The following is a 25,869-nucleotide window of genomic DNA, read 5'->3' on the forward strand; positions in this document are numbered from 1 at the left end:
CGGTGTGCTTATAAATCCGCTCCGCGGTCCCGCCGCGTGAGGGAGACCGCACCCGCTAAGTGTCCCGATCCCGAAGAGCGGGTATGCAGCACCGCGAACTCGGGAACTCCGGCGTCGAGGTCTCTGAGATCGGTTTCGGCGCGTGGGTCGTCGGCACCGACTGGTGGGGCGACCGCTCGGACGAACAGGCGGTCGGCATGGTCGAGGACGCGCTCGACGCGGGCGTCACCTACGTCGACACCGGCGACGTGTACGGCCACGGCGACAGCGAAGAGATCGTCGGCGAGGCGATCGCCGGCCGGCGCGACGAGGTGACGCTCGCGACGAAGATCGGCTACGACTTCTACAACAACCCGCAGGCCGGCCACGGCGAGCTCCCGAAGGAGCTCGACCGCGAGTACCTCGAGACCGCGTTCGAGCGCTCGCTCGACCGGCTCGACACCGACCACGTCGACCTGCTCCAGCTCCACAACGCGAACGTCGACGACGTCACGCCCGAGGTCCGCGACCTCCTCGCCGAGTGGAAGGAGTCGGGGCGGGTCCGCGCGCTCGGCTGGGCGCTCGGCCCGTCGATCGGCTGGCTCGCCGAGGGCGACGCCGCGATCGAGTACGAGGAGTTCGACGCGGTCCAGACCGTCTTCAACCTGTTCGAGCAGCAGCCCGGCCGCCACTTCGTGGACGCCATCCGCGAGAGCGACTCGGACACCTCGGTGATCGCCCGCGTGCCGCACTCCTCCGGGCTGCTCAACGAGCAGGTGACCCCCGACACCGTCCTCGAGGACGGCGACCACCGCTCGCACCGCCCGAAGGAGTGGTACGAGACCGGCTGGGAGAAGGTGGAGGCGATCCGGTTCCTCGAAGACCCGGACCACGCTGAGGGGACCCGCACGATGGCGCAGGCCGCGATCCGCTGGCTGCTCGCGCACGACGAGGTCGCCTCCGTGACGCCCACCTTCCGCGACGGCGACGATATCGCCGAGTGGAGCGCGGCGAGCGACGTGCCGCCCCTCTCCGACGCCGAGTACGACCGCGTCGAAGAGCTGTACGCGCGCAACTTCGAGGTCGACCGCGACGACGGGATGGACGTTCTTCGGACTTCCGTCGACGGCGAGGACATCGAGGCCGCCGGCCTCGACAAGCGCGCCGCGTCGTACTGAACTGTCGACCCGCCCGTTTCTCGTCGAGATCGCAGGACTGCGGCGGCTCGTCGAGTTTTCAGACCACTTTCACCACGACCCGTCACGCGCCACCGTCTCACGTTGCATGGTACCGTGTCGATCGATATCGTCCGCGCCGCACGAGTCAGACCAACCGCGAACGCCGTGGCTCGCGGTCTCGAAGTGGTGGCTCGGTGGAAAACCCTCGTCACAAGGGGCTCAGTGGGGGTAACACGTCGTCATGGCCACCGTCTGCAGCGTGGCCGTCGTCGGGTATAAACCTCCCGCGATGGACCGACCGAAGCCCCGGGACGGCTCACGAGGTCGAGGGTCAAAGCGCCCCGCTCACCTCCTCCGCGAACGTCTCAATCGCCGCCTCGGGGTCGTCGCCGCGCAGGCCGACGATGACGTGGTCGACCCCGAACTCGTCGAGTCGCCGGAAGTACTCCCGGAACCACTCGGCGCCGGCGCGGTAGCCGAGGTGGAGGTGTTCGGGCTCGGCGCTTGGGTCGTCGGCGAACTCGACGCCGACCGCGATGGAAAACGGCTTCTCGCCCGCCAGCTCGCGCCACTCCGCGACGTAGCTCCGGAGCGTCTCGTCCGGGAGGTGGTAGAACAGCCAGCCGTCTCCGTGCTCCGCGATCCACTCGGTCGACTGCCGGGCGTTGCCCGTCGGCAACACCGGAATCGTCTCCGTCGTCGGCTTCGGGAGTACGTCGAGGTCACCGCCGAGTTCGCCCCACTCGCCGCCGATCTCGGGGAATTCCTCGCGCCAACACGCGCGCATCGCCGCGATCCGGTCGCGGACCATCGCTCCCCGCCGCTCGGGGTCGACGCCGAACGCCGCGTACTCGGGGTCGCGGTCGCCGGAGGCGACCCCCAACACGACCCGGCCGCCGGAGAGCCGGTCGACCGTCGCGGCGGATTTCGCGAGGTGGATCGGGTGCCGGAGCGGGAGGACGACGCTCGACGTGCCGAGCGCGACCTCATCGGTGCGGGCGGCGACGTGCGAGAGCAGCGCCCACGGGTCGAACGCGCCGCCGGCGTCGCCGAACTTCGGCCAGTAGGTCGGCACGTCCCGCGCCCAGAGTCCGTCGAAGCCGAGGGACTCGGCGCGCTCCGCGAGCCGGACCTCCTCGTTCGGGTCCGGCGTGCCGCGCCGCTCGCCCGTCAGCGGGAACCCGAGCCCGAACGTGAGCCCGTCGCCGCCGAACAGGTGCCGGAAGCCGGCGTTAGCGTGGTCGGAACGCTCCCGCGCGTCGTGGTCGGTCATCGTCCCGTCTCCTCGCTGGCACCGTATCGCCGCTCCGATCGCCGCTCCGACCGTCGCGCGAGCGCGGCGACGATCCCCGCCCCGACGACGACGGTCCCGCCGGCCGCGGCGAAGGTGATCGAATATCCGAACGACGCGAGCCATCCCCCGATGATCCCGCCGAGTCCGCCGCCGATCGCCACGAGGGCGCCGTACGCACCGAGCGCCTCGCCCCGTATCGCGGGCGGCGCGAGCCGGGTGACGAGCGCCGCCGCCGTCACCGCGATGGCGGCCCACGTCACCCCGATCACCGCGAACACGGCGCCGGTCGCGCCCAGCGCGAGGAGGGTCCCGCCGCCGGCGACGCCGACGACCGCGACCGTCGGCAGCGCGACACCCCGTCCGAGCAGTGCGCCGGCGTGCACCTCGTACGCGCCGTACGCCTCGGCGAGGCGACCGGCGCGACCGTAGAAGGCGGCGGCCGCGGCGTTCAGCGCGAAGTACAGCGCGAACGTCTCGCTCGACCCGAAGCCGATACCAGCGAGGTACGCGGGGAGCGGCGCGAAGAAGACGCCGAACCCGGTGAACACGACGAGCACGGCCGCGAAGTACGTCGCCAGGGTCGGCGAGAAACGGTCGATGAGCACTCGAGGATGGAGCCCCCGCGGGTCGAACCGCGCGAGGGTGAACGGGAAGGCGGCGCCCCGGACGTTGAACCGCGCCGCCTCGCGGACGCGGCGACGGAGCCGCGCGGGGCTCGGTTCCGATTCCGTCCCGGCGTCCGGCGGGAGGGCTCGCGCGGCCAGCACGAGGCCGGCGGCGGCGCTCGCGGCACACACGAACAGGAACGCGCGCTGGGCGGTGATCGCTTCGTACCGCAGCGACACGCCGGCGGTGACGACGAACCCGAGGCCGAGGCCGGCCGCCCAGCCGATCCCCTGGTACTCGTTGAGACGGGCGATGACCGCCGTCCATCGGTCCTCGGGCTCGCCGGCGACGGCGAGCAGGGTGAGCACCGGCCCCGCGGCCGCGAACCCGAGCCACAGCGCCGCGTTGGCGACGATGACGAGCGGCACGCTCTCGACGGTCGGGATGACGGCCGTCGTGACCGCGGCGACGACGAGCGCCCCGAGGACGAACGGCCGGCGCCTTCCGGTCTTGTCCGCCAAGCTGCCGAAGACGAGGGCGCCCGGAACGCCGACGAACGACGCCGTCGCGAAGAGCACGCCGAGGACGGCCGCGCCGCCGCCCAGTTCGACGACGTACAGGGGAACGACGAGCGATGCGCCGCCGAACGCCACGGCCGCGAGACCCCACGCGAACAGCCAGCTTCTGCCCATGGCGTGGTCACGCGGCGGGGACGGATGAAAGCGTGGGGCTCACTCCTCGCCGGCGACTCGGCTCGCGACGCGGTCGCGGTCGGCCCGGATCCGCCCGGCGATCTCCGCGACCTGCGCCAGCACGGGGTAGCGGGGCCCGTCGGCCGCTCCGTACAGGTACCCGTGGAACGGACGACGATCCTCCCCGTCGCCCGGGGCCTCGACCGTCATCGGCGGATCGTCGAGCGCTCGCTGGCGCTCGCCGGCGACCTCGTCGCACTCGGACTCGAGCTCGTCGAGGCGCTGCCAGACGTCGATCGAGGCGTCCGTTCCGTCTCCCTCCACGCCGTCGAGGTGTTCGAGGAGCCGGCGGCGGCGCCGATCGACACTGGCGAGGTCGGTCTCGTACTCCGACAGCGCGTCAATCTCCGCCTCGATCGCGTCTGCCAACGACGCTCGGGCGTCGGCCGCCCGCCGACTCCGCCGCACAAGCGCCGACTGGGCCCCGGACGAGAGGGTCCCGTTGGAGGCCAGCGCGGTGGCCGTGTCGGGCCCTAGCTCGGCGGCGAGGCTCTCGGGGATCGTCTCGTCGTACTCCTGCCTGTAGTGGGGAAGCGACATCACCGTGTCTCGGTACGCCGCGAGCACGCGCCTGAGCCGAACGTCGTCGCCGGTACTACTTCTCCCGTCGACCGGCGAGACCGTGCGGACCGCGGCCGCCGGTCCGTTGAACGACGACACGGTCGACGAGGCGGGCGCGGGGTCGAGTCCGGAGACGCGGTCCGCGAACTCCTCGAAGGCGGCGCGCTCGTCCAGAACTCGCCGCCGTTCGTCGCGGCAGTCGGCCTTGGCGTCGCGGACGTACGCCAGCGCGACGAACGCGACGACGCCCGCGATGACCAGCGCCGTGACGACGCCGGGCTCGGTCAGCACCGCGGTGAGATCACAGGAGAGGGTGGCACACTCCGCCCTCGTCGGCTCCGCGCCCTGGATCCGAAAGACACCGGCCGCCCCTTGCCTCGCGCTCATTGTATGCGTTAACACGACGCACGTACAAAGTGCTTGTGGCGGGTCTCGGCACTTGATACGACGATTTTCGGATCCGAAAGGTCACCCCTGTCTCGGCGACGGCGCCGGGATCGCCGGCGCTCAGACTACTCCACGACGCCGTCGTCGGTGATCACGGTGTCGATCATGCCGATCGGGGTCGCGTCGTAGCTCGGGTTCTCGATCGTCACGTCCTCGACGGGCTCGCGCATCACCTCGACCGCGTCGCGGAACTCGTTTTCGAACCGGAACTCCTCGATCTGCTTCGCGCCGGAGCCGACCGCGGTCACCGGCACGCCGAGCTCGCGGGCGGTGACGACGAGCGGGAACGTCCCGACGCGGTTGTAGTACGTCCCGCCGGTCATGCAGGTGATCCCGAGGAGGACGCGGTCGCAGTCGCGGAGGGCGTACCCCATCGCGCTGTCGACCACCATCCGGGTGTCGACCCGCGCCATGCCGGCGAGCACGCGGGCCGTCTTCCGGCCGAGGGTGCGCGGGCGCGCCTCCGTGACGTACACCGTCAGATGGGCGCCGTCGCGGGCCGCGTTCTCGATCGACTCCAGCACGGTCGTCGAGTAGTCGTGGACCAGCAGGGTGTCGCCGTCCTCGATGCGCTCGGCCGCGTTGGCGGCGGCCTCCCCCTTCGCCGTCTCGATGTCGTCGACGACGCGGTCGATGGTCTCTTCGAGGCGCTGTTTGGCGTCCTCGACGCTCGTCGCCTCGCCGATGATGGAGCGTTCCACGTCGCGCATCGCGTTGTGGAGCGCGGCGTGGGAGGGGTTCGACCGGCGCAACACCCCCGCGTTGTGTTCGAGGTCGCGTTCGAACTCGTCGACCGTCCTGTAGTCGCGGTCGAGCAACTCCCCGAGCGACCGCGTCGCCTTCACGGCCACCGCCGACGTGCTGTGGGTCCGCATCGCCCGAATCTCGGCGACCGTCTCGTCGATCATACCCGAAGAGTCGTCGCCCCAATTCAAAGGGGTTCCGGGGTCTGGTCGGGCGGCTGGAGTGCTAGCGCTCGACCGATATCACGTAGTAAAACATCCCTTCGCGGTGGCGTGCGCCTGCGAGCGCCCACCGGGCGCGAGCAGCCCGCACGAGGGAGTCGCTGGCGCGTTCCGCGCCAGCGACGAGGCTGGGGAGGTGTGAGGCTGTGGTCCCGAGAGCGACCGCAGGGAGCGAGCGGGAGCACGGAAGTCGCAGCCCGCGCAGCGAACGGAGTGAGCGAGCAGGACCGTCTGCCGATGGTGCGGTTGCGGCCGGCTGGGGCTTTGGAGGTGTTCGCCGAGCAGTGTTCGGTCGCTTATAAACAAGCGGCTGGGGCTTTGGCGGTGTTCACCACCGATCGACAGTCAACCACTTATAAGCGAGCGGCTGAGACTTCGGAAGTGCACTCTACACGAGTGTCAGCGACGTATCGAGCGAAACGCGAAACGAAAAGGCGGTCAGATGCGTCTCAGGCGTACTTCGCGACGACGTTCAGCACGTCGTCGAGCTCGTCACCGTCGAGCGAGTAGCGCTCCTGCGCGAACACCGAGCGCAGCTCGGTGCGGTCCTCGGGGAGGAGGTCCGCGATCTTCACCGCGGTCGGCACGTCGATCTGGTCGAGCTCGGTCAGCTCCTCGACCAGCTCTCGGGACTCCTCGGCGTCGAGGTGGGCGAAGCGGTTGACGTGCTCGATCGCGCGAGCGAGCTCGTAGCGCAGGTCGCGGTCCTCGTCGTCCGCGCGCTCCGCCTCGATGTCCACGAGGATCTCCTTCGCCTCGGAGGTGGTGACGTACTCCTCGTCGAGCTTCTCTTTGAAGATGGTCATTGCGGTTCAGTTCTGCTGCGCGCTCATGTGGGCGGCGGTGACGATGAGCGTCTTCGTCTTGCCGCCGTCCGGGATATCGACTTTGAACGCGGAGCCCTGCTTGCCCGTCACAGTGCCGGTGCGGCCGTCGAAGCGCGGGTGGAAGCGGCCCTTCTGGACGCTCGGGTCGATTTTGAGGTGGACCTGCGACCCCTCGTCGAACTCCTGGATCGCTCGCTGCGGCGGCGACGTGCCGCGGTCGCGGGGTTTGTTCGAGAGCTTGTCGCGAGTCGCCTTCTGGGGTCCATTGGAACTCGGCATGGTCTTGGGCGTTCTTCCGCTGCCGCGGTTATAAATGGTGCGTTACGGGCCTCGAACGGGAGCCGGTACCACGGTCGGTCTGGAGTCTCGCGCCGATCCCGAACTCTTCCCGCCGCCACACCGACTCCGAGACACCCCCACGCGACTCTCCCTTTCGAAAGGGCTAATCCCGTGACTCCCTACCGTACTCGTAATGAGTCACCAGCTGCCGGACGTCCAGGCGTCGGCGCCCGACGTCTCAGTCGGGCTCTCGCAGGTCGGGGTCACCGGGGTCGAGAAGCTCGTCAAGATCGCGCGCGACGACAAGCGCCCCATCGTCCTCATGGCGGAGTTCGAGGTGTTCGTCGACCTCCCGAGCGGTCGGAAGGGGATCGACATGTCGCGGAACCTCGCGACCGTCGACGAGATCTTAGAGGAGATCACCCGCGAGGAGGCGTACCGCGTCGAGGAGGTCTGCGGCGACGCCGCCGAGCGACTCTTAGAAAAGCACGACTACACCACCACCGCCGAGGTGTCGATGTCGGCGGAGCTCGTCACCCGCGAGGACACGCCCGCGTCCGGGATCGAGACGCAGAGCACGGCGACGATCGTCGCCAGCGCGACCGCCACGGAGGAGGGAACCCGCGAGGAGATCGGCGCGGAGGTCACCGGCATGACCGTCTGTCCCTGCTCGCAGGGGATGAGCGAGTCCCGCGCCCGAGACAAGCTCGCCGATCTGGGCGTCGACGAGGAGACGACCGAGGAGTTCTTAGACGCCGTCCCGCAGCCGGGCCACTCCCAGCGTGGCCACGCCACGCTCACCGTCACCACCGACGGCCACCCCGAGATCGACCTCCGAGACGTGATCGACGTCGCCCGCGACTCGATGAGTGCCCGGATCTACAACATGGCGAAGCGGCCCGACGAGGACCACATGACCTACGAGGCCCACGCCGACGCGAAGTTCGTCGAGGACTGCGTCCGCGCGCTCGCCGAGGGCACGATCGAGGAGTTCGACCACCTCTCTGACGACGCCGTGATCCACCTGAAGCAGTCGAACGACGAGTCGATCCACCAGCACAACGCCCACGCCGAGCGCGAGGTCACGATGGGCGACCTGCGGGACGAACTGGACGTGGAGTAAGCGCGCCGACCCTCACTCGTAGACCGATCACGGCTTTTCAATGCCGTTTGGCTACGAGTCTGCAGAGATACCCTGTTCGAAACAGCCCGTTCTGAAGATTGCCTTTTGAACGATTACGGGAGTAGGTATAGTACGGTTGTAGGGTGATTGTTTATAAGTGATCGAGTGGGGTTGTTGGCGGCTTTTTATAAGTGGTTGATGGTGCTACGGTGAAGACCTCCAAAGCCCCAGCCGCTGCGGACGGCGCACGCTCGCTTCGCGCCTCACTCGGTCGCTGACGCTCCCTCGTTGCGGTGCTTGCGTCGCTTGCGCCGTCCGCAGCGGCTGCCCCTTTGAGTCCCGCCCCGCACCGCAACCGCACAGCACCTCACACCTCCCCAGCCTCGTCGCTGGCGGCGGTAGCCGCCAGCGACTCCCTCGCACCGGCGTCGCCGGCGGCTTCGCCGCCGGCTGCCAGAGGGACCTTCGGTCCCTCGCGATTCGCGGCCGCCGATGGCGGCCGCTCACCGGGGCGCGCCGACCACATCGTTCTTTATAAGTGATCGTCGCTAGCGCTCACGATTATTTAAATACTGGATCGCGACCACCGATCTGCAACACCCACTCCCGCTATCGAGCACCGTTATTCCCGTACTCACCGTACTTGACCTGGAACGCGGTTCTCACTGAGGTTGCAGCGAGTCCTCACCCGAACGTCAGCGGTTCCGCCTCCCCCCACTGCGGCTCGAACTGGTCTTTCACGCTCGCCGCGAACTCTGCGTCCTTCACGTCGATCATCGCGAACGGCTCGTCGCCGGAGAGCGGGTGCGGCACCTCGATGCACACCTCGATCCCGTCGAAGACGGAGAAGGTCCCGTCGACACCGGCAGTCGTCCGCACCTCGAACCCGTCCATGTCCGAGAGGTCGGCGGTGTACCGCCGGCCGACGCTCCGCGGGAGCGCGTCCACCGTCTCCGGCGACAGCAACACCCGGATCTCCACGCCGCGGTCCAGCGCCGCCTCCAGCTCGTCGGTCACTTGCTCGCCGATCGTCCCGAAGTCGAAGCCGGTCGCGGGCGCGCCGGCGACGACAACCATCCGACGCTCGGCGGCCGCGATCCGCTCTAAGAGCAGGTCTGTGGCGTCCTCCGCGCCGACGGCGGCGGTCCAGAACTGGCCGTCGACGGGCTCTCCGGCGTCGAGCTCCGTCGAGAGGTCGTCGACGACCTCCTCGTACTGCTCTGCCTGCGTCTCCAGCTCCCGCTTCTTCTCCTCCAACAGCCGGTCGAGCGCGGCGTCCGGCTCCACCGCGGCGTACTTCTTCGGCCGGCTGGCCGCCTGACTCCGGACTAGGTTGTGCTGTTCCAAGCTGTTGAGCACGTCGTACACACGCCCCATCGGGACCTCGCTGGCCCGCGAGAGGTCCTTCGCCGTCGTCGGCCCGGTGCGCAGGAGTGCGCGGTACGCCCGCGCCTCGTACTCCGAGAGCCCCAGGTCGCGGAGAGATGCCATACCGTCCGATCCGCCGGCATCCGTATAAACACGTCGCCGGTTTACACGGGGCGGCGGTGGTCGTCGAGACGACTCGCCTCCGTCGGACCCGACGCGGAGATCGAACCGAAACGCTCTGGTCGAGGGAAATCGGCGCCGCCGGACCGCTACTCGATCGTCTCGGAGACTCGCGTCATCAACTCGTCAGGTGTTTCCGCGGGCTCAGAGGCGGCGTCCCCGGCGAGCACGACCGCCGACCCCGCTGGCACCGACTGCGGGGTAGGCGCGTCCTCTCGGTGGGCGTTCGGGACGACGACCTTCTCGTGGTCGGCGACCCGCCACGCCGCGCGGTGGAGGTCGCTGCCCGGCTCGTCGCCGACGGCGACCACGGTGCTGCCGCGGAGGAGCCGCCCCGCGAGGCTGCCGTACCCGGCGACCTGCACGCTCAGCCGCTCGGTGGCGCCGGCGAACGCCTCCCCCGTCTCGCGGGCGACCGTCTCGTAGCGCTCCTCGCCCGTCAGCGCCGCCAGGTCGAGCAGCGCGGTTGCCATCTCCACGTTGCCGTCGAGCGGGCGGAACGGGCGGTCGAGTAACCCCGCACCCGACCGCGGCCCGTCGACGAAGGAGCCGTCGACGCGGAGCCGGTCGATCGCTCGGTCCGCGACCGCGCTGGCGATCTCGGCGCCCTCGCCGAGCACGCCGGCGGCGCGGGTGTACGCGCTCACGACGCGGGCCGCGTCGGCCAACAGGTCCGTCTCGCCGACCTCGTCGCTCCCGCGGTAGTGGGTCACCGCTCCGGAGTCCGCGTCGATCAGGTCGCGTTCGAGCCCGTCGAGGATCCGCTCGGCGTACTCGCGCGCGCGCTCGTCGTCGGTGTAGGCGGCGATCGCGAGCAGGGCGTCCGCCGCGAGCGCGTTCCCGCCCGCGAAGACGGTGAGGTCCCGGCGAGGCGGATCGAGATCCTCGCGGTCCGCGGCGGAGGCGGCGTAGTAGGCGCGCCCGAGCCCCGGGCCGACGCTCCCGCCGACGCCGTAACCGGTCCAGAGGTCGCCGGTGAGAAACTCGACCGCGTCGGTCGCGGGGGCGAGGTACGCCTCGTCGCCCGTGTAGAGGTAGGCGTTCGCGAACGCTCGCGTGACGGCCGCGTTCGTGTCGATCGGCTTCTCGTAGGCCACGTCGCCCCAGTCGGACGTGCCCGCGAACCGGAAGAAGCCGCCGGCCACGTCGTCGGCGAGGTGGTCGCGCACCGCGTCGAGCGTCCGGAGGGCGCGGTCGCGGTCGCGCTTCAGCGCGAACTCGACGGTGCGAGAGAGCGGGAACTTCGCGTCGGACCCCCAGCCGGCGTACTCCTCGTCGTACTTGGCCTCGATCTGGCCGGCGAGGTGGCTCTCGATCGCGTCGGTCACCTCCCCGCTCGGCGGGAGGTCTGCGTCGAGCGCGCGCGGGATCCGCCCCGCCTCTCGGCCCTTGTCGGCCCACATCTGCCGGACCGATTCGAGCACCTGTCGCATCCCGTCCACGTCGAGGTAGCCCGCGCCGGTGAGCAGCTCCCCCTCGGGCGTGAGGAAGGCGGTCGTCGGGAACCCGCCCATGTTGTACCGCTCGCGAACCCGCGGGTTGCGGTCGACGTCGACGCGGACCGGGACGAACCCCTCGTTGACGTTGGCGGCGATCCGCGGCTCCGCGTAGGTGATCGCGTCCATCTCGTGACAGCCCTCACACCAAGTGGCGGAGAGAGACAAGAGGACCGGACAGTCCCGATCGTCGGCCTCGGCGAAGGCCTCGGCGCCCCAGTCGCGCCACTCGACGTGCGTCTCGTCGGTCATACCGACAGTCGGACCGGGCGGTGGGTAAGCGCTTCGAGACCGGTAAGCCGACGGCTCCTTGTTCGAAGAGAGGGAGGGCGCGGTCGCGGGAGGGCGACGGTCGGTCGTCGGTGGCGATGCGGTTCGGAGGGCGTGGCGACCTCAGCGTTTGTAGTCGTGACCGAGCGCGAGCGCGAGGGCGTTCGCGAACAGCAGGCCGACGAACAGCAGACCGGGAGTGCCTTCGAGCCCCATGTAGAGGAGCACGGGGTACGCGGTCGGAATGGCGATCGCCGCCCAGAAGGCGGCGGCCTTCATCGTGCCGGTCATCAGTCCGGCGACCTGCCGGCCGGACGCGAGACGCGTGGGAGCGGGGATTGACATGGACACTACCTCCTACGACTGATGACCCCATATAGCCCGCAGAGGGTTCGGGGAATTTCACCACGTTTCTCGCGGCTCGGCGACGTTTTAAAACGCCCTCAAAATCGGTCTAATTCTTTATCGAGTCCTCTCACTCTTTTTCATCGATCGACGACAATCGTCGATACACGGTTCGATCGGTGGCGATAGGGGTGGCGACAACCCCACGTAGCACAGAGAGGCGTTTGTGCCTACGGGAAGCCCTTATGTGCGGCCGTCGTAGCCGCGCTTATGACCGAACTCACGCGTCGAACGGCGATATACGGCCTCGGGGCGGGAAGTGTCGCCGCCCTCGCCGGGTGTTCCGATGGAGCCGATCCCGGCGCGGGAGACGGCGGCGACGGGACCAACGACGGGACCGGAAACGGAACCGACGACGGCGAGGACGGAAGCGACGAAGGCTCGGGCGTCTCCGACACGGCGGTCCAGCAGACAGGAGGCGCGCTCTCGGGTCCCGCGTGGGACCGCGAGTCGCGCCGCGGTTTCTGTGTGCTGTTCACCGAGGGGAACGAGACGCGGTGGCTGTTCGACGACGCCCCCGCGGAGGTGAGAGAGTTCGTCGAGGCGACCGACTTCTCGTCGTCCGTGCTCGCGTACGTCGAATCGGTCGGCCCGACCACGTGCCACGACCGAATCGCGTTCGACGATATGGGCATGGAGGACGAGACGCTCGTCGCCAGCGCGACCGTCGAGAACACCGCCGACGACAACGAGGCGTGCGGCGAGGCGATCACGTTCTCCGGCGCGTTGCTCAGGGTCACCGCCGACCCGCTACCGGATTCGCTCCGACTCTCGGTGACGGACGGGTGGGGCGAGACCGGCGAGGTCCGCGGCGAGGACGGTCTCATCGACCCCGAAGCGCTGCCCGGGGGCGTCCGCCCCGACGGTGACCCCCCGAACGTCCCCGCCTCGTTCGACTGCGAGACGGAGGGGTTCGAGCGGCACCCGCAGGCCTACGAGAGTGGGGTCAACTGGGGCGGCGGCGGAGGCGCGGGCAGCGACGCGGGCGGCGACGGACCGCTCGCGCTCCGAGCCGTGATTCCCGGGGACGACGACGCCGGGTCGGAGGAGCTCTCGATCGCCCGCGGAACCCGCTTCAGGATCGAGCTGACGAACGTGTCGGGCCGCGAGGCCTCCGTCGGCAATCAGGGGAAGTACAACCTCGAACTGCGGACCGAGGCTGGATGGACCGAGATCCGCGGCGGCGACGAGGGCGCCACGTTCGAGTACACCGATGAGGCGATCGGCGTTCGGCCGGGCGAGACGCTCACCTGGGAGTTCGAGATGACCGAGTCCGGGCTCGTCGAGGGCGGTCCACACGCCGACGACCTCCGGGTCTGCCCCAACCTAGTGCCGGGCCGCTATCGGTTCGTCTTTTGGGGCGCCGCCGACCTCGCGGTCGCGTTCGACTACGTCGGGTAGACGCCGGGCTCCGGTGCCGCCGGACGCTCGTGCCCGGCGCCCACCGCGCTCACACCCGGATCTCGATCAGCAGGTCCGACTCCGGCGACTCGCCCATCACCGACCGAACGCGCTCCCACGAGAGGTCCGCGCGGGCGGTCACCGTCTCGGCCGCGATCGCGCCGCAGGCGTTGCCGACGAGCAGCGGCACCTGGTAGTCACGCGGGTCGTGCGAGAACTCGTCGCCAGTGATGTCGGGGTCTCTGAGCGCGGCGCCCAGAAACCCGGCCGCGAACGCGTCGCCCGCCCCGACGGTGTCGACCGCGTCGACGTCGAAGCCGGGGTGCGACACGTCGCCGTGGGGAGTCCGGACCGTCGCGCCCTCTTCGCCGAGTTTGATCGCGACGACGCGGTCGTCGGGCTCCCACGGGTCGATGTCGGTCGCGTCGGCGAGCGCGTCGGCCTCCGGGGCGTTCAGGAAGAGCACGTCCGCCGCGTGGAGCGCGGCCTCGAACTCGCGGTCGCCCACGCGGCGTCCCGGGTCGAAGCTCCGGGTCGTTCCGGCCTCGGCCGCGGCGGTCGCGAGCGCGGCCGCGGTCCCCGGCTGCTGGCCGGTGAGGTGGAGGTGGTCGGCCGCCGCCAGCGTGTCGCGGTCGAGCTCGGCCGCGGTGAACGACTCGTTGGCGCCGTCGTTGGCTAACATGAGAAGCTCCCCGCTGCCGTCGACGATCGCGTACTTCACCGAGGTCGGCTCGTCCGCGTCGACGAGGACCTGTCCGGGGTCGACGCCGGCGCTCGCCAGCTCGCGGAGCGCCAGCGCGCCCGACTCGTCACCGCCGACGCTCCCGTAGACGACCGACTGGCCGCCGAGGCCGACGAGCCCGACCGCGACGTTCGCGGCGCTGCCGCCGCCGGACTGTTCGAGTAAATCGATTCGGGTCTCTCCGTCGGGCTCCGGCAGCTTGTCGACGTGGATCGTCACGTCCCAGTTGATGTGGCCGGCCGAGACCACCTTCGGGACGCGGTCGGCTGAGTCCGGTTCGAGGTCGGGCTCGCGGTCGACGTGTTCGCCCTCGAGCTGTTCGCCGTCGACGTGTCTGTCGTCGTCAGCGTCGTCCCCGTTGCCAGCGGCGGATCCGTCGCCCTCGTCGGCCTCCCACTCGGAGACCTCCTCGTCCCACTCCGCGACCTCCTCCTCCCAGTCGTCGGGGCCGCCGCCTCCCGCGCCGTCCCCGCTCATGGCTCGGCCCACGGCTCGGCGGCGCCCTCGCCGAACAGCTCCCGCATCAGCGTCACGATGCTCTCGGGCGGGAACTGGCCGTGCTCGGTGACGATCGCGTCCATGTACCGCGGCGGCGTCACGTCGAACGCCGGGTTCTCGACCGCGATCTCGCCGATCTCGTCGCGGGCCTCGGAGCCGATCACCTCACCCTCGTCGCGCATCTCGATCTCGACGGTGTGGCCCGTCAGCGTCTCCGGGTGGAGCTTGATCGTCTGGGCGGCGGTCATGATCGGGACCCCGCGCTCGCGGGCGTTGACCGCGAGTCCGGAGGTACCGATCTTGTTGATGACGCCGCCGTCCGCGGCGATCGAGTCGGCGCCGACGACGACGTGGTCGACCTCGTTGAGGTAGCGCCGCGCCGCGGAGTCGACGATCAGGGTGACGGGGACGCCCGCGTCGCGGAGCTGTTCGGCGGTGATGTGGCCCTGCTGGCGCGGGCGCGTCTCCTTGACGACCGCCGAGATCGACTTCCCCTGTTCGACGGCCGCCTCGATGCACGCCAAGGCGTCCGTCGAGTGGCAGTGGGTCATCACCGTGTCGCCGTCGGCGAGGCGGTTCGCCCCCACCTGCCCGAGGTCGTCCTGCGCGCGGTCGAGCTGGCGGACGAACTGCTCGCTCGCGTCGACGACGCTGCGGCGCAGCTCGTCCACCGTCTCGCCCTCCATCCGCTGGAGGACGTATCGGAGGGCGTTCGGCAGCGACACGGCGGTCGGGCGGGTCTCGCGGAGGGTCCGCGCCGCGGCACGCATCGACGCGCGGAAGGCGGCGGGATCGCTCGCGGTCTCGCCGGACGCGGCCGCCGCCTCGGCCTGCTCGGCGAGCGCCTCCGCGGCCGCGGACGCGATGGCCGCCGCGCCGCGGGTCTCCATCGTCGCGATCGATTCGGCGGTCTCCCGGACCGGGGCCGCCGGCTCTGTATCGGTCATACCGATCCAGTAGCCGGCCCGCTATTTATAAAACCGGGCGAGAGGAGATCGGGCGACTCGCCGTCGGCGTCCGGCTGCCGTCCCTCGCTACGAGTCGCCGGCGTCCGGCTGCTGGCCGTAGCTCTCGAACCGTTCCTCGACGGTCGCCATCTGCTCGTCGGAGAGCACGTGCGGCTCGCCAACCGCCGACGCCCGGAGATAGAGCCGGCAGAGGTCCTCGACGTGGTGGGTGTTCTCGACTGCCGTCTCGATGTCGGGCCCGGTGACGACGAGCCCGTGGTTCGCGAGGATCGCGGCGTCGGAGTCAGCCTCGGCCATCGCGGCCACCACGTTCGCAGCCAGTTCCTCCGTGCCGTACGGCGCGTAGTCGGCCAGCGGGACCTCTCGGCCCACGGCGGCGATCATGTAGTGGACGGGCGGGAGCTTCCGGTGGAGCGTCGCCATCGTCGTCGCCCACGGCGAGTGGGTGTGGACGATCGCGCCCGGCCGATCATGTTTATAAATCCCCGTGTGCATCGGCACCTCGCTCGACGGGGCCATCCGGCCCGCCAGCCGCTCGCCCTCCAGCGAGACCACCGGCACGTCGGCGGCGTCGAAGGAGTCGTACGGGACGCCGGTCGGTGTCACCGCGACCGCGTCGCCGTCGCGGACGCTCAGGTTTCCGGTCCGGCCGGGAGTCAGGTCCGCGAGCGCCGGCGCGTACTCGACGACCGCCTCGCGGGCGTCGCGCAGGAGGTCGGGGGTGACACCGGCGTCGGTGTCGCCCCCATCCCGGCTCATACCGCCACCTCCGTCAGGTCGGCGAACGCGTCGAGCCGATGGTCCGGGCGCCGGTCGCCGTCGAGCTCGTCGACGGAGGGCGTCTCGCCGTCGGCGACGAACAGGGCCGTATCCATCCCGAGCGCGTTCGCGCCGGCCACGTCGGCGCCGACGTTGTCCCCGACCATGAGCGTCTCGCTCGGCCGGCGGTCGAACGCCGCGAGCGCGGTCGTGAAGGGGATCGCGCTCGGCTTCTCGCGGCCGACCTCCTCGGAGGTGACGAGCCGGTCGATCCGGTCGTCGATCGCGAGTCTGGAGAGCTTCCGTAGCTGGACGCGCGTGGTGAGGTTGGTGACGACGGCGATCTCCGTCCCCGCTTCGGCGAGAGCGTCGAAGGCGCGCTCCACCCCGTCGCACAGCTCCATCTCGCTCGCGTACCCCTCCCAGTACGCGTCGCCGAGCGCCAGCGCGTCGGCGGCGTCGTGCTCGCCGGCGTGGTTCTGCAACGCGCGCTTGAAGTAGATATGTCGGTCGTGGGAGGCGGCGGTCTCGCGGGTCTCGCGCTTCGCCTCGCGCCGCGCGGTCGCGTACAGCTCGTCGAACGTCTCGCGGTCCATCTCGTACCCCAGATCGCGGAACGTAGCGAATGCGGCCCGCTTGCCCGCCTCGTTGCAGGGGGCGTACGGGTACAGGGTGTTGTCGAGGTCGAAGAACACCGCCTCGTAGCTCATGCCCTCTCTCGATCCGGCTGTGACTTAAGCGTGATTCGACGGCGGCGACGCGGAGCGCCCGCGACGCCTACCTGCGATCGTCCGCCGGCTACTGTTCGTTCATCGCCTCGCTGGCGATGTTGCGCCCGCGAGAGTTCAGCGCCACCTCGCGGCGCACCCGCACCTCCTCGACCACTTCGAGGTCGACGAGCCGCTCGAACGTCTCCTCGACGGTGTCGACATCCATCCCGAGAAACGACGGGATCTCGAACGGCGAGACGCCGGAGTACAGCGCCATCAACACCTCTCGATCGCGGCTGGAGAGGTCGACGTTCGTCGACGAGCGCTCCTCGCCTTTCCGGAGCCACGCCTCGACGAACCGCATCCGACTGGGGTCGCCGGCGATGTGCGTCTCGATGCTCGTCCCCTCGTCGTCGGTGTGTGACACCTCGATCACCGGCTTCTTCTCGCCGTTGACGGTGCGTTTCGCGGCGTCGAGCCCGCTGATGTCGTCGAGGTCGAACTTGATGAACGCGCCGCTTTCCAAAGCGGCGTTGAGCCCGTTCTCGTCGATCTTTACCCGCGCCTGCTCCCACTCGGTCTCCTGGACGACGCCGCCCTCGATCGCGGGGTGTTTCGCGGTCACCGTCCGTTGGTCGAGCAGCGCCCGGTACACGTCGCGCTCGAACGACTCGTGCTCCGGGGCCGTGACGAGCAACACCTGATCGCCGAGGTCGAAGCTGACGTAGTTGGAGACGCGCGCGACCGACTGGTTGGCGTCGTGACGCCCGCCGAGCCCTTCGAGTTCCGAGAGCGGGACCGTGCGCTTCCCGTCGTTGCCGGCTAAGATTAGCCGCCGGTTCGAGAGGAGTACGCGCCCCGCCGTCCACGAGACGTCGCTCACCTTCCGTCCGTCGCGGACGGCGACCGCGAACCGCGCCTGGGTGTCGGCCACCTTGTACTCGCCGTTTCCGTCGGACATTTACGTACCCCCCGCCCGGAGCTTCGAGACCGCCGAGAACACCCGCTTCCGGACCGCGGGACTCTCGTCGTCGGTGAACTCTTCGAGCCGGTTGAGCGTCTCTTGGCCGCCTACCTGTCCGAGCACGAACACCGCCTTCGCGCGGGCGTCCTCGGGGTGTTCGGTGCCGAGCCGGTCGAGGAGCCGGTCCTCGACGATCGGCCCGCCGAGGCTCTTGAGGCTGGTGGCCGCGAACTGCGCGGTCTGCGCGTCGTCGTCCGCGAGCGCGTCCGCAAGCGCCTCGACCGCGATCGCTGACTCCGGCTCCGCGACGCGACCGAGGATCCACGACGCGTTCCGCCGCTGGCGGCTCTGCTGGCCGTCGGTGAGGATCTCGACGAGCGGCTCGACGACGGTCGCGTCGTCGGCCTGCTTCAGCTCGGAGACGACCTGATCGCGGACGGCGTGGCTCTGCTGGGTCGGCACGTTCGAGAGCAGCTCGATGACCGAGTACACCGCGGCGTTGCGCACCACCGCGCTCTCGTCGCCGAGCGCGCGCGCCAGCGGCTCGACAGGTTCCGGGTTGTTCGCTTTCCCGAGCGCGCCGGCGGCGATCCGCCGAAGCGACTCGTCGCCGTCGTCGAGTAGGTCCAAGAGGGGGGAAAGCGCCCGATCGGTTCCGATGTTACCGAGCGCGTTTGCGGCGGCTCGCCGAACCCGCGGCTCGTCGTCGTCGAGACGGTCCGTCAGCCCGGGAACTGCACGCGGGTCGGCGAAGGTCCCGCAGGCCTGACACGCCCGGAGCCTGACGCGAGCGTCCTCGTCCTCGAGCGCGTCGACGAGGTGTTGGAGACCGCTCGCGTCGTCAAGCCGGCCGAGCGCCTTGGCGGCGGCCATCCGGAGCTCCGGGCGGTCGGCCTGCAGCGCGCGGGCGAACTTGCGGGCGGTGACCCACTCTGCCTCGGAGCCTTTCGTGCCTGTGAGCTCCGCGAGGAGCTGTTCGAGCGCCGCCTCGCCGATCTCGTCGAGCGCGTCGACCGCGGCCCCGCGGACCTGTCCGTCCTCGTCACCGGTCGCGGCGCGCAAGAGCACGTCGATGGACGGCTGGTCGTCGGGGCCGGCGACCTCGCCGAGGAACTGGGACGCGCGCTTCCGGACCGCGGCGCTGTCGCTGCCCATGGCGTCCCTGAGCCGCTCGGCGTTTTCGTCCCGCGCGTGCTGGTACAGCGACATCAGACCCTCCGGAACACCCGCCGGCGCTTGTCGATCGGTTCGTACCTGTCCGACCGGTCCGGCGGGACGCTCTCGGTCATCCCGAGCACGAGCACGCCGTCGTCCGCGAGCGACGCCTCCAGCGTGTCGAACAGCGCTCCCTTGTGGTCCACGTCGATGTAGATCAGCAGGTTGCGGCACAACACCACGTCGAAGGGGTCGCGCGCGCCGTCGCGGATCAGGTCGTGCGTCTCGAAGTCGACGAGCCGCTGAACCTCCGAGCGCACCCGGAACGCGTCCTCGTCGCGCTCGACGTAGCGGTCGGGGTCCGAGAGGGGTTCGAGCTCCGCCGCGATGTCGGTCGTGCGCGTGGTGTGATAGACGCCTTGGCGGGCGTTGTCGAGCGCCTCCTCGCTGATGTCCGAGCCGAGCACCTCGACCCGAGACTCGTCGATATCGGGGTCGTCGCAGGCCAGCATCGCGACCGAGTACGGCTCCCGGCCGTCGGCCGAGGGGGCCGACCAGACGCGGACCCGGCGCTTTTCGCTCGTCCGCTCGCGGAGCACGTCTCGGAGCGCGTCCCACATCTCCGGGTTGCGGAAGAACTCCGTCACGTTGATCGTGAGCGCGTCCATCAGGGCCTCGCGCTCGCCGTCGTCCTCCCGGAGCAGCCGCTCGTACTCGGCGTGTGACTCAGTGTCGCGCCGGCGCATCCGGGCGGTGATCCGGCGGTCGAGGTACGACTCGTTGTAGTAGCCGGGCTCGAACGGCACCGTGTCGTTGATCTGCCGGAGGACGCCCTCGAACTCAGTCTCGGTCTCGCCGCTCATAGGCTCACCACGTCGAGGACGGCCACGACGTCGCCGTCGCCGAGGACCGCCGTACCGCTGAGCCCCGGCGTCCCCGACAGCGGCCCGTCGAGCGGTTTCACGACCACTTCTTCCTGATCGAGGACGGCGTCGCAGTGGAGCGCGACCTGTCGGGTCTCCTCGCGGATCCGCACGAGCATCCCCTCGTCGGTCACGCCGCCGTCGGTCGTCGCCGACTCCATCTCGGTTCCGGCAGCGTCGCCCTCCGCGGAACCACCGGCGCCGGCCCCCGATCCGGCCGCCGCGGCGCCGCTGTCCGCGAGCCGCTCGTTCAGCCGGATCACGGGGTAGAGATCGTCCTCGTGACGAACGATCTCGTCGCCGTGAACCTCCTCCACGTCGTCCGCGCGGGCGACCTCCGCGATCGACTTGATCGGGATCCCGTACTCCGTGCCGCCCACGTCGACGAACATCACCTTCACGATGGCGACGGTGACGGGGAGCCGGAACCGGACCGTGGTCCCCTCGCCCGGTTCGCTCTCGACCGAGACGGAGCCGTCGAGGTCGCGCGCGGTCGTCCGGACCACGTCCATCCCGACGCCGCGCCCGGAGACGTCGGTGACCTCCTCCGCGGTGGAGAAGCCGGGGTGGAAGACGAGGTCGTAGGCCTCGTCGTCCTCCATCGCCTCGACCGCGTCGCGGCTCTTGACGCCCTCGTCGACCGCCTTCTCGCGGAGCTGGTCGGGGTCGAGTCCACCGCCGTCGTCGGACACCTCGATGATCACGTGGTCGCGCTCGCGCTCGGCGGTGAGTTCGACGTGGCCGGTCGGGTCCTTCCCGGCCGCCTCGCGCTCCTCGGGCGGCTCGATCCCGTGATCGACCGCGTTCCGCAGGACGTGGACGAGCGGGTCGCGCATTTCCGTGAGGATGGTGCGGTCGAGCTCCACGTCGGAGCCCTCGATCTCGAAGTCGATCCGCTTGTCGAGGTCCCGCGAGATGTCGCGGACGAGCCGCGGGAACGAGTCAGACACCTGTGAGAACGGGATGAGCCGCATGTCCATCGCGGTGTCCTGCAGGCTGGACGCGAGCTTGTCGAGCTCGTCTAACGCGTCCGACTGCGCGTTCAACTCCTCCAGCTCTCGGCGGAGCTTGATCCGGCTCGTCACCAGCTGCTCGACGAGCCCGTACAGCTCGTCGACCTGGTCGACGTCGACCCGGATGGACTTGATCTCGTCGCCGGACTTGGAGTCGGACGAGGAGTCGTCTTCGGCGTCGTTTGCGTTTTCGGTGTCGTCGTTGTCGCCGGCAGTGTCCTTGTCACCCGCGTCGTCGGTGTCGGGATCGGCATCGGTGTCCGACTCGGCGTCGTCGACAGCGCCACCGTCGTCGGCCTCCGCAGTCGCTCCGGCGTCGTCGGTGGTCTCGACTGCGTCGCCACCTTCACCTCCTTCTCCGTCTCCAACGAGGGCGGTCGCGATCGACTCGACCTGCGTGAGCGCGCCGATCCCCTCGGCGACGACCGCGGGGTCGGCGTCGGCGACGAAGGCGTCGAACCGCTCGTCGTACTCGCCGTCCTCCAACGCCTCGGGGCCGGGAACCGTGACGTACTCGCCGAACTGGCCGTCGAGCGCCTGCACCACGAGCGCCGCGTCGACGCCCGCCATCGCGGTCTCGCCGATCGTCACGTCCGCGTACACGACCGGGTCGTCGAGGGCGGCCGCCGCGTCGGGGAGGTCGGGGACGGATACCTCGTCTGGGTCGTCCTCGGTCGCGTCGTCGGCTGCCCCGCTCTCGTCAGCATCGCTCTCGGTATCAGCGTCGGCTTCGTCGCCGGCATCGTCGGCGTCGGGCGCAGAGCCGTCGGCGTTGCCATCACCGTCCCCGGCCTCGACGGTCCCGTGCTCCTCCATCTCGCGGAGGCGACTCTCCAGGTCGGAGGGATCGGTCGACACGTCGCCCGTGTCGGCGATCTCCGAGACCATCGCCTCGACGGTGTCGACCCCCTCGAAGAGGAGGTCCATCAGCTCGGGCGTCACCTCCCGGTCGCCCTGTCGGACCGCGTCGAGGAGATCTTCGAGGGCGTGCCCGAAGTCGGAGACGTCCTCGTACCCCATCGCCGCGGCGTTCCCCTTCAGCGTGTGGGCGACGCGGAACACGTCGTCCATCGCCTCGGCGTCCTCGGGGTCGGCCTCCAAGGCGAGCAAGGCGTTGTTCAGGTCCGTGATCCCGTCTTCCGCCTCGGCCACGAACGCGGCGCGGTGGGAGTCCATCAGGCCTCACCCCCCACGATCGCGCCGGCCACGTCGTCGAGGTCGTGTACCTCGTCGACGCCGCCCGTCTCCACCGCGCGCTTCGGCATCCCGTAGATCACGCAGGTGTCCTCGCTCTGCGCGATGGTCCGCGCTCCCGCGTCAGCCATCGCTCGGATCCCCTCGGCGGCGTCCGCGCCCATCCCCGTCAACACGACGCCCACGAGGGGGCCGTCGACGACCTCGGCCGCGGAGCGCATCGTCACGTCCGCGGCGGGCGTGACGGACTGCGAGTCGTCCTCGGCGAGCTTGACCCGGAGCCGTCCCGACCGGTAGCTGTCGATCTTGGTGTGGCTCCCGCCGCGGGCGACGAGCGCCTCGCCGGAGCCGATCCGAGCGCCGTCGCTCGCTTCGCGCACGTCGTACGCCGAGGCCTCGTCGAGGCGGTCGGCGAACCGCGAGGTGAACGCCTCCGGCATGTGCTGGACGATCACGATCCGACAGTCGGCCATCGGCAGCGCCGCCATGACGCGCTCGACCGCGTTCGGCCCGCCGGTCGACGCGCCGATCACGACCGTCAGCGGCCCGTCGACCTCGGCGGTCGCGGTCGGCGCGGAGGGCGTCGATGCCCCGGCGGTCGCGGCGTCCGGGGAGCCCTCGGCGTCCTCGCGCTCGCGGCGGTCGCGCGTCGCCGCGGCGAGGTCGGCGCTCGCGACCGACCGGACCGCCTCGACGAGCCGGTCGGACTCGCGAGAGACGCCGGTCGAGACCTCGCCGCCGGGCTTCGAGAAGAAGTCGACCGCGCCCCGTTCGAGCGCCTCGAACGTCACCTCCGCGCCCTCCGCGGTGTGCGCCGAGAGCATCAGCACGGGGGTCGGCGTCTCGTCCATCAGCCGCTCGACGGCTTCGAGCCCGCCCATTCCCGGCATCTCGACGTCCATCGTCACCACGTCCGGACGTGTCTCGGCGACCACCGACAGCGCTTCGGCACCGTCGCCCGCCTCGCCGACGACCGAGACCCCCGCGTCGGTCAAGAGGTCGGAGATCAACCCTCGCATGAACGGCGAGTCGTCGACGACAACCACCCGTAAGGAGCCGTCGCGACCGCCTCGCCGATCCGTCGTCCTACTCATGTACGGAAGCCGGCCCAGAATCAGCATAAATCCACGGACCCGGTAATCACGCCTGATAATTCAGGGGACACGGTTATTGGTCCCTTCGCCGCAGACACGTCCATGGCAGCCATCGAGACCGACGCCGAACCAACGAAGGTGCTGGAGTTCGGACTGGGCGACGGGACGTACTGTCTGGACATCGGGGTCATCGACGAGATCGTCGACGCCGGCGAACTCACGCGGATCCCCAACTCCCCCGACCACGTCGAGGGCGTGATGGACCTCCGAGGGCGCACGACCACGATCGTCGACCCGAAGACCCTCTTCTCGATCGACGAGGAGGGCCCCCGCGAGCGGATCGTCGTGTTCGACGACGACGAGATCGACGAAGGGGGCACCGTCGGCTGGATGGTCGACGAGGTGTTCCAGGTCCGCGACGTGGCCCCGGAGGACGTCGATCAGGCGACGACCGTCGACGACGAGGGGGTCAACGGGATCGTCAAGTCCGACGACCGCTTCGTGGTCTGGGTCTCGCCGGACATTGACGAGATCGGGGACCTCGACGCCGCCGAGCTCGGCGCGGAGAGCGAGGACGCCGAGGCGTAGCGCGCCCGTCGTCCCGCCTGTCCCGCGACCGCAGTGCGCCGGCCCGTCCGCGGGCCGTCCCGCGTCGAACCGCAGCCGTTCGCGAGCGTTCTCACCCGTGAGAACCGGGTGGCAACCCTTATCCGGTGACCGACAAGTCGATCCGTATGCGCGCCTCAAGCGGCGTTCCCGGGTTCGACGCCCTCGTCGACGGCGGCTTCCCGGAGAATCGCCTGTACGTTGTCAGCGGCCCTCCCGGCAGCGGGAAAACGACGTTCTGCTCGCAGTTCGCCGCGCAGGGCGCCCGCAACGGCGAGGACGTGCTGTACATCAGCATGCACGAGACGAAGGAGGGGATCCGCCGCGACATGGGCGGGTACGACTTCGGGTTCGACCGCGCCCTCGACAGCGACCGGATCACCTTCCTCGACTCCTTCTCCTCGGACGGCCGACGCTTCTTCGGCCTGCCGGGCGAACGGCGGGACCACTCCGGAGTGACGAACCGGCTCACGGGCTTTATCAACTCCCGCGACATCGACCGGGTCGTCTTCGACTCCACCATGCTGTTGCGGTTCCTCCTCGACGACGACGAGGACACGATGGTGCAGCTGCTCTCCTCGCTGAAGCGGACGGACGCGACGACCCTGCTCATCTCCGAGATGACCGATCCGAGCGCCTACTCCGAGGAGCACTACCTCGCGCACGGCGTCGTCTTCATGCACAATTACCTCGAAGACGACGGGATGCAGCGCGGGATACAGGTGCTGAAGATGCGCGGGACCGACGTCGACACCGACATCCAGGATATCGAGTTCACCGACGGCGGGCTTCGCGTCGGCGAGGCGGCGACGGTGAGCCGCTGATGTACGACCGGACCTTCGGTACGGAGTGGGACGAGCTCACCCGCGAGGAGGCGGTCGAACGCGCGTTCGCGCTCGGCGTCGCCGACGGGGTCGGCAGCGAGCGGCCGGCCGAGCTCGACCGTGTGCTGGACGCCTTCGAGAACGCCTACGACCGGAGCCTGATCGAGCTCTCGTACGACGAGGGGCGGACCAAGGCGCTCGAAATCGCCGCCGAGGCCGACGATCCCGACGCCGAGGCGGTCTGGGACCGGCTCGTCGACGGCGCCGGCTCCCCGCGCGGTTCGCCCGTGTCGGCCGCCCTCCCCGGAGCGATAACGGAACTGACACTCACGAGGCGGCCCCGCAAAGGTCCCCCGTCCTCGCTTGACCTCCCGTCGATGCTTCGGAAGTGATCCCTCGGAAGGGTTTTACCCGATACCGCCTCAACCCAGACACATGACCGTGCTTCCCGACGCTGTCCGCGACGCCGACAGCGTGCTCGTCACCGGGCCGCCGATGAGCGGGAAGTACGACCTGTTCAACCGACTGCTCGCCGCGTGGTCGACCGGTCCGGTGGTTATCTCCACCGGCCGCACCGCGGAGAAGGTCCGCGAGGACTACGAGGCGATCACCGGCGAGGACGGCGACGACGTGGTCGTCATCGACTGCGTCACCCACGAGCAGGGCGACAAGCGCGACGACACCCCAACGACGAAGTACGTCGCCAGCGCCGGCAACCTCACCGATATCGGGATCAAGTTCACCGACGTGGTCGAGTCCTCCGCCGGCCGCGACCGCGCCGTCGGCGTCTACTCGCTCTCCCAGCTGTTGATGTACTGGGACGCCGATCGGATCTACCAGTTCACCCGCGTGATGACCTCGCAGACCTCCGGGCAGGGATGGCCGTTCGCCGGCGTGGTCAACTCGACCGCCCACGACGAGCAGATCGTCCACACCCTCCACGAGCCGTTCGACGTGATCGTCGAGACCCGCGTCGAGGGCGACGACCGGGAGTTCCGGGTCCGCGGTCGGGTCGGGAAGCCCTCGGAGTGGACCGCGTTTTAGGGTTTTGACTCTGTTGAAATCCTCGGAAAGTGATATTCTCTGACCCGGTTGCGGTCGATACAGGCCATCCCGTGACTGGCCAACACGGGAGAACTGTCGCTAGTTGTCCACTCTCTCGATAACGGCGGCAGCAAAACCTCGGTTTCACACCGGAAGAACGCTGAAGACGAGACGAAGAACCCTACGAACGCTGCGGAGGGTCGAGAAAGCATCTACTTCCATACGTGTTTTTTGCATTGTTTAT

General features: G+C 69.7%; 25 protein-coding genes. 7 read left to right on the forward strand and 18 right to left on the reverse strand.

What is annotated here, in order from left to right; translation table 11 throughout:
- The first annotated feature begins 83 nt into the window (after nucleotides 1–83).
- The gene (locus tag ACP96_RS14780) at nucleotides 84–1,157 is read left to right on the forward strand and encodes an aldo/keto reductase (RefSeq protein WP_050033884.1); all 1,074 of its coding nucleotides are present in this window, start codon (nucleotides 84–86) and stop codon (nucleotides 1,155–1,157) included.
- Between the two features lie 331 nt (nucleotides 1,158–1,488).
- Here ACP96_RS14780 and ACP96_RS14785 read toward each other — a convergent pair whose 3' ends face one another.
- From ACP96_RS14785 to ACP96_RS14810, 6 genes are all read right to left on the reverse strand, one after another.
- On the reverse strand, nucleotides 1,489–2,430 hold the full coding sequence (locus tag ACP96_RS14785; RefSeq protein ID WP_050033885.1) for an LLM class oxidoreductase: 942 nt from the start codon (nucleotides 2,428–2,430) through the stop codon (nucleotides 1,489–1,491).
- Nucleotides 2,427–3,749, reverse strand: coding sequence for an MFS transporter (locus ACP96_RS14790; protein WP_050033887.1), 1,323 nt, complete (start codon nucleotides 3,747–3,749; stop codon nucleotides 2,427–2,429). Before ACP96_RS14790 ends, ACP96_RS14785 begins: the two co-directional genes overlap by 4 nt.
- 39 nt (nucleotides 3,750–3,788) lie before the next feature.
- Complete coding sequence (locus ACP96_RS14795; RefSeq protein WP_050033888.1) at nucleotides 3,789–4,757, reverse strand: DUF7260 family protein; 969 nt, start codon at nucleotides 4,755–4,757, stop codon at nucleotides 3,789–3,791.
- A gap of 125 nt (nucleotides 4,758–4,882) precedes the next feature.
- Nucleotides 4,883–5,725: a translation initiation factor eIF-2B gene (locus ACP96_RS14800; protein ID WP_050033889.1), complete on the reverse strand. Its 843-nt coding sequence runs from the start codon at nucleotides 5,723–5,725 to the stop codon at nucleotides 4,883–4,885.
- A 506-nt stretch (nucleotides 5,726–6,231) separates the two neighbouring features.
- Entirely contained in the window at nucleotides 6,232–6,588 is a 357-nt protein-coding gene (locus tag ACP96_RS14805; protein ID WP_004047019.1) for an RNA polymerase Rpb4 family protein, read from the reverse strand.
- Between the two features lie 6 nt (nucleotides 6,589–6,594).
- Nucleotides 6,595–6,888: a 50S ribosomal protein L21e gene (locus ACP96_RS14810; RefSeq protein ID WP_050026627.1), complete on the reverse strand. Its 294-nt coding sequence runs from the start codon at nucleotides 6,886–6,888 to the stop codon at nucleotides 6,595–6,597.
- Between the two features lie 193 nt (nucleotides 6,889–7,081).
- On the opposite strand from ACP96_RS14810, the gene mptA reads away from it, so the two are divergent.
- A complete protein-coding gene (gene mptA / locus ACP96_RS14815) occupies nucleotides 7,082–8,011 on the forward strand; it encodes a GTP cyclohydrolase MptA (protein ID WP_050033890.1) in 930 nt (309 codons plus the stop codon).
- Between the two features lie 684 nt (nucleotides 8,012–8,695).
- Here the strand turns inward: mptA and ACP96_RS14820 are convergent.
- The 3 genes from ACP96_RS14820 to ACP96_RS14830 all read right to left on the reverse strand — a co-directional run bounded on the left by ACP96_RS14820 (nucleotide 8,696) and on the right by ACP96_RS14830 (nucleotide 11,670).
- Nucleotides 8,696–9,502: a TrmB family transcriptional regulator gene (locus tag ACP96_RS14820; RefSeq protein WP_050033891.1), complete on the reverse strand. Its 807-nt coding sequence runs from the start codon at nucleotides 9,500–9,502 to the stop codon at nucleotides 8,696–8,698.
- A gap of 146 nt (nucleotides 9,503–9,648) precedes the next feature.
- Complete coding sequence (locus tag ACP96_RS14825) at nucleotides 9,649–11,307, reverse strand: DUF255 domain-containing protein (protein ID WP_050033892.1); 1,659 nt, start codon at nucleotides 11,305–11,307, stop codon at nucleotides 9,649–9,651.
- A gap of 141 nt (nucleotides 11,308–11,448) precedes the next feature.
- The gene (locus tag ACP96_RS14830) at nucleotides 11,449–11,670 is read right to left on the reverse strand and encodes a hypothetical protein (protein WP_050026621.1); all 222 of its coding nucleotides are present in this window, start codon (nucleotides 11,668–11,670) and stop codon (nucleotides 11,449–11,451) included.
- 270 nt (nucleotides 11,671–11,940) lie between these two features.
- Between ACP96_RS14830 and ACP96_RS14835 the strand changes: the two genes are divergently transcribed.
- The gene (locus tag ACP96_RS14835; protein ID WP_050033893.1) at nucleotides 11,941–13,131 is read left to right on the forward strand and encodes a hypothetical protein; all 1,191 of its coding nucleotides are present in this window, start codon (nucleotides 11,941–11,943) and stop codon (nucleotides 13,129–13,131) included.
- 49 nt (nucleotides 13,132–13,180) lie between these two features.
- On the opposite strand, the gene ACP96_RS14840 is transcribed toward ACP96_RS14835, so the two are convergent.
- From ACP96_RS14840 to cheB, 9 genes are all read right to left on the reverse strand, one after another.
- Nucleotides 13,181–14,350, reverse strand: a complete 1,170-nt coding sequence (locus ACP96_RS14840) for a carbohydrate kinase family protein (RefSeq protein ID WP_154020490.1) — start codon at nucleotides 14,348–14,350, stop codon at nucleotides 13,181–13,183.
- Nucleotides 14,347–15,318, reverse strand: a complete 972-nt coding sequence (locus tag ACP96_RS14845; RefSeq protein WP_050033895.1) for a ribose 1,5-bisphosphate isomerase — start codon at nucleotides 15,316–15,318, stop codon at nucleotides 14,347–14,349. Before ACP96_RS14845 ends, ACP96_RS14840 begins: the two co-directional genes overlap by 4 nt.
- Before the next feature lie 87 nt (nucleotides 15,319–15,405).
- The gene (locus tag ACP96_RS14850; protein ID WP_050033896.1) at nucleotides 15,406–16,098 is read right to left on the reverse strand and encodes a class II aldolase/adducin family protein; all 693 of its coding nucleotides are present in this window, start codon (nucleotides 16,096–16,098) and stop codon (nucleotides 15,406–15,408) included.
- A complete protein-coding gene (locus tag ACP96_RS14855) occupies nucleotides 16,095–16,808 on the reverse strand; it encodes an HAD family hydrolase (RefSeq protein WP_050033897.1) in 714 nt (237 codons plus the stop codon). The genes ACP96_RS14850 and ACP96_RS14855 overlap by 4 nt, the downstream gene beginning before the upstream one ends.
- 88 nt (nucleotides 16,809–16,896) lie before the next feature.
- Nucleotides 16,897–17,769 carry a CheF family chemotaxis protein gene (locus ACP96_RS14860; RefSeq protein WP_050033898.1) on the reverse strand — a complete coding sequence of 291 codons (873 nt, stop codon included), beginning with the start codon at nucleotides 17,767–17,769 and terminating at the stop codon, nucleotides 16,897–16,899.
- Nucleotides 17,770–18,981, reverse strand: a complete 1,212-nt coding sequence (locus tag ACP96_RS14865; RefSeq protein ID WP_050033899.1) for a HEAT repeat domain-containing protein — start codon at nucleotides 18,979–18,981, stop codon at nucleotides 17,770–17,772. It abuts the gene before it with no gap.
- Nucleotides 18,981–19,790 (reverse strand): CheR family methyltransferase, encoded by an 810-nt coding sequence (locus tag ACP96_RS14870; protein WP_050033900.1) that lies wholly within the window; start codon nucleotides 19,788–19,790, stop codon nucleotides 18,981–18,983. The genes ACP96_RS14865 and ACP96_RS14870 overlap by 1 nt, the downstream gene beginning before the upstream one ends.
- Entirely contained in the window at nucleotides 19,787–22,039 is a 2,253-nt protein-coding gene (locus ACP96_RS14875) for a chemotaxis protein CheA (RefSeq protein ID WP_050033901.1), read from the reverse strand. The genes ACP96_RS14870 and ACP96_RS14875 overlap by 4 nt, the downstream gene beginning before the upstream one ends.
- Complete coding sequence (cheB, locus tag ACP96_RS14880; protein WP_202593968.1) at nucleotides 22,039–23,151, reverse strand: chemotaxis-specific protein-glutamate methyltransferase CheB; 1,113 nt, start codon at nucleotides 23,149–23,151, stop codon at nucleotides 22,039–22,041. Before cheB ends, ACP96_RS14875 begins: the two co-directional genes overlap by 1 nt.
- Nucleotides 23,152–23,253: 102 nt before the next feature.
- On the opposite strand from cheB, the gene ACP96_RS14885 reads away from it, so the two are divergent.
- The 4 genes from ACP96_RS14885 to ACP96_RS14900 all read left to right on the forward strand — a co-directional run bounded on the left by ACP96_RS14885 (nucleotide 23,254) and on the right by ACP96_RS14900 (nucleotide 25,625).
- Nucleotides 23,254–23,739 carry a chemotaxis protein CheW gene (locus tag ACP96_RS14885; protein ID WP_050033903.1) on the forward strand — a complete coding sequence of 162 codons (486 nt, stop codon included), beginning with the start codon at nucleotides 23,254–23,256 and terminating at the stop codon, nucleotides 23,737–23,739.
- Between the two features lie 146 nt (nucleotides 23,740–23,885).
- Nucleotides 23,886–24,581 (forward strand): RAD55 family ATPase, encoded by a 696-nt coding sequence (locus tag ACP96_RS14890; RefSeq protein ID WP_050026531.1) that lies wholly within the window; start codon nucleotides 23,886–23,888, stop codon nucleotides 24,579–24,581.
- Complete coding sequence (locus ACP96_RS14895) at nucleotides 24,581–24,973, forward strand: hypothetical protein (RefSeq protein ID WP_050026529.1); 393 nt, start codon at nucleotides 24,581–24,583, stop codon at nucleotides 24,971–24,973. The genes ACP96_RS14890 and ACP96_RS14895 overlap by 1 nt, the downstream gene beginning before the upstream one ends.
- 43 nt (nucleotides 24,974–25,016) lie before the next feature.
- Nucleotides 25,017–25,625, forward strand: coding sequence for a DUF7504 family protein (locus ACP96_RS14900; protein ID WP_050033904.1), 609 nt, complete (start codon nucleotides 25,017–25,019; stop codon nucleotides 25,623–25,625).
- Nucleotides 25,626–25,869: the final 244 nt, after the last annotated feature.

Source organism: Halorubrum halophilum (genome assembly GCF_000739595.1).
Taxonomy (GTDB): Archaea; Halobacteriota; Halobacteria; order Halobacteriales; family Haloferacaceae; genus Halorubrum; species Halorubrum halophilum.

Coding starts and splice junctions, on each gene's coding strand:
- ACP96_RS14780 (WP_050033884.1), top strand. CDS start 84: ATGCAGCACCGCGAACTCGGGAACTCCGGCGTCGAGGTCTCTGAGATC.
- ACP96_RS14785 (WP_050033885.1), bottom strand. CDS start 2,430: ATGACCGACCACGACGCGCGGGAGCGTTCCGACCACGCTAACGCCGGC.
- ACP96_RS14790 (WP_050033887.1), bottom strand. CDS start 3,749: ATGGGCAGAAGCTGGCTGTTCGCGTGGGGTCTCGCGGCCGTGGCGTTC.
- ACP96_RS14795 (WP_050033888.1), bottom strand. CDS start 4,757: ATGAGCGCGAGGCAAGGGGCGGCCGGTGTCTTTCGGATCCAGGGCGCG.
- ACP96_RS14800 (WP_050033889.1), bottom strand. CDS start 5,725: ATGATCGACGAGACGGTCGCCGAGATTCGGGCGATGCGGACCCACAGC.
- ACP96_RS14805 (WP_004047019.1), bottom strand. CDS start 6,588: ATGACCATCTTCAAAGAGAAGCTCGACGAGGAGTACGTCACCACCTCC.
- ACP96_RS14810 (WP_050026627.1), bottom strand. CDS start 6,888: ATGCCGAGTTCCAATGGACCCCAGAAGGCGACTCGCGACAAGCTCTCG.
- mptA (WP_050033890.1), top strand. CDS start 7,082: ATGAGTCACCAGCTGCCGGACGTCCAGGCGTCGGCGCCCGACGTCTCA.
- ACP96_RS14820 (WP_050033891.1), bottom strand. CDS start 9,502: ATGGCATCTCTCCGCGACCTGGGGCTCTCGGAGTACGAGGCGCGGGCG.
- ACP96_RS14825 (WP_050033892.1), bottom strand. CDS start 11,307: ATGACCGACGAGACGCACGTCGAGTGGCGCGACTGGGGCGCCGAGGCC.
- ACP96_RS14830 (WP_050026621.1), bottom strand. CDS start 11,670: ATGTCAATCCCCGCTCCCACGCGTCTCGCGTCCGGCCGGCAGGTCGCC.
- ACP96_RS14835 (WP_050033893.1), top strand. CDS start 11,941: ATGACCGAACTCACGCGTCGAACGGCGATATACGGCCTCGGGGCGGGA.
- ACP96_RS14840 (WP_154020490.1), bottom strand. CDS start 14,350: ATGAGCGGGGACGGCGCGGGAGGCGGCGGCCCCGACGACTGGGAGGAG.
- ACP96_RS14845 (WP_050033895.1), bottom strand. CDS start 15,318: ATGACCGATACAGAGCCGGCGGCCCCGGTCCGGGAGACCGCCGAATCG.
- ACP96_RS14850 (WP_050033896.1), bottom strand. CDS start 16,098: ATGAGCCGGGATGGGGGCGACACCGACGCCGGTGTCACCCCCGACCTC.
- ACP96_RS14855 (WP_050033897.1), bottom strand. CDS start 16,808: ATGAGCTACGAGGCGGTGTTCTTCGACCTCGACAACACCCTGTACCCG.
- ACP96_RS14860 (WP_050033898.1), bottom strand. CDS start 17,769: ATGTCCGACGGAAACGGCGAGTACAAGGTGGCCGACACCCAGGCGCGG.
- ACP96_RS14865 (WP_050033899.1), bottom strand. CDS start 18,981: ATGTCGCTGTACCAGCACGCGCGGGACGAAAACGCCGAGCGGCTCAGG.
- ACP96_RS14870 (WP_050033900.1), bottom strand. CDS start 19,790: ATGAGCGGCGAGACCGAGACTGAGTTCGAGGGCGTCCTCCGGCAGATC.
- ACP96_RS14875 (WP_050033901.1), bottom strand. CDS start 22,039: ATGGACTCCCACCGCGCCGCGTTCGTGGCCGAGGCGGAAGACGGGATC.
- cheB (WP_202593968.1), bottom strand. CDS start 23,151: ATGAGTAGGACGACGGATCGGCGAGGCGGTCGCGACGGCTCCTTACGG.
- ACP96_RS14885 (WP_050033903.1), top strand. CDS start 23,254: ATGGCAGCCATCGAGACCGACGCCGAACCAACGAAGGTGCTGGAGTTC.
- ACP96_RS14890 (WP_050026531.1), top strand. CDS start 23,886: ATGCGCGCCTCAAGCGGCGTTCCCGGGTTCGACGCCCTCGTCGACGGC.
- ACP96_RS14895 (WP_050026529.1), top strand. CDS start 24,581: ATGTACGACCGGACCTTCGGTACGGAGTGGGACGAGCTCACCCGCGAG.
- ACP96_RS14900 (WP_050033904.1), top strand. CDS start 25,017: ATGACCGTGCTTCCCGACGCTGTCCGCGACGCCGACAGCGTGCTCGTC.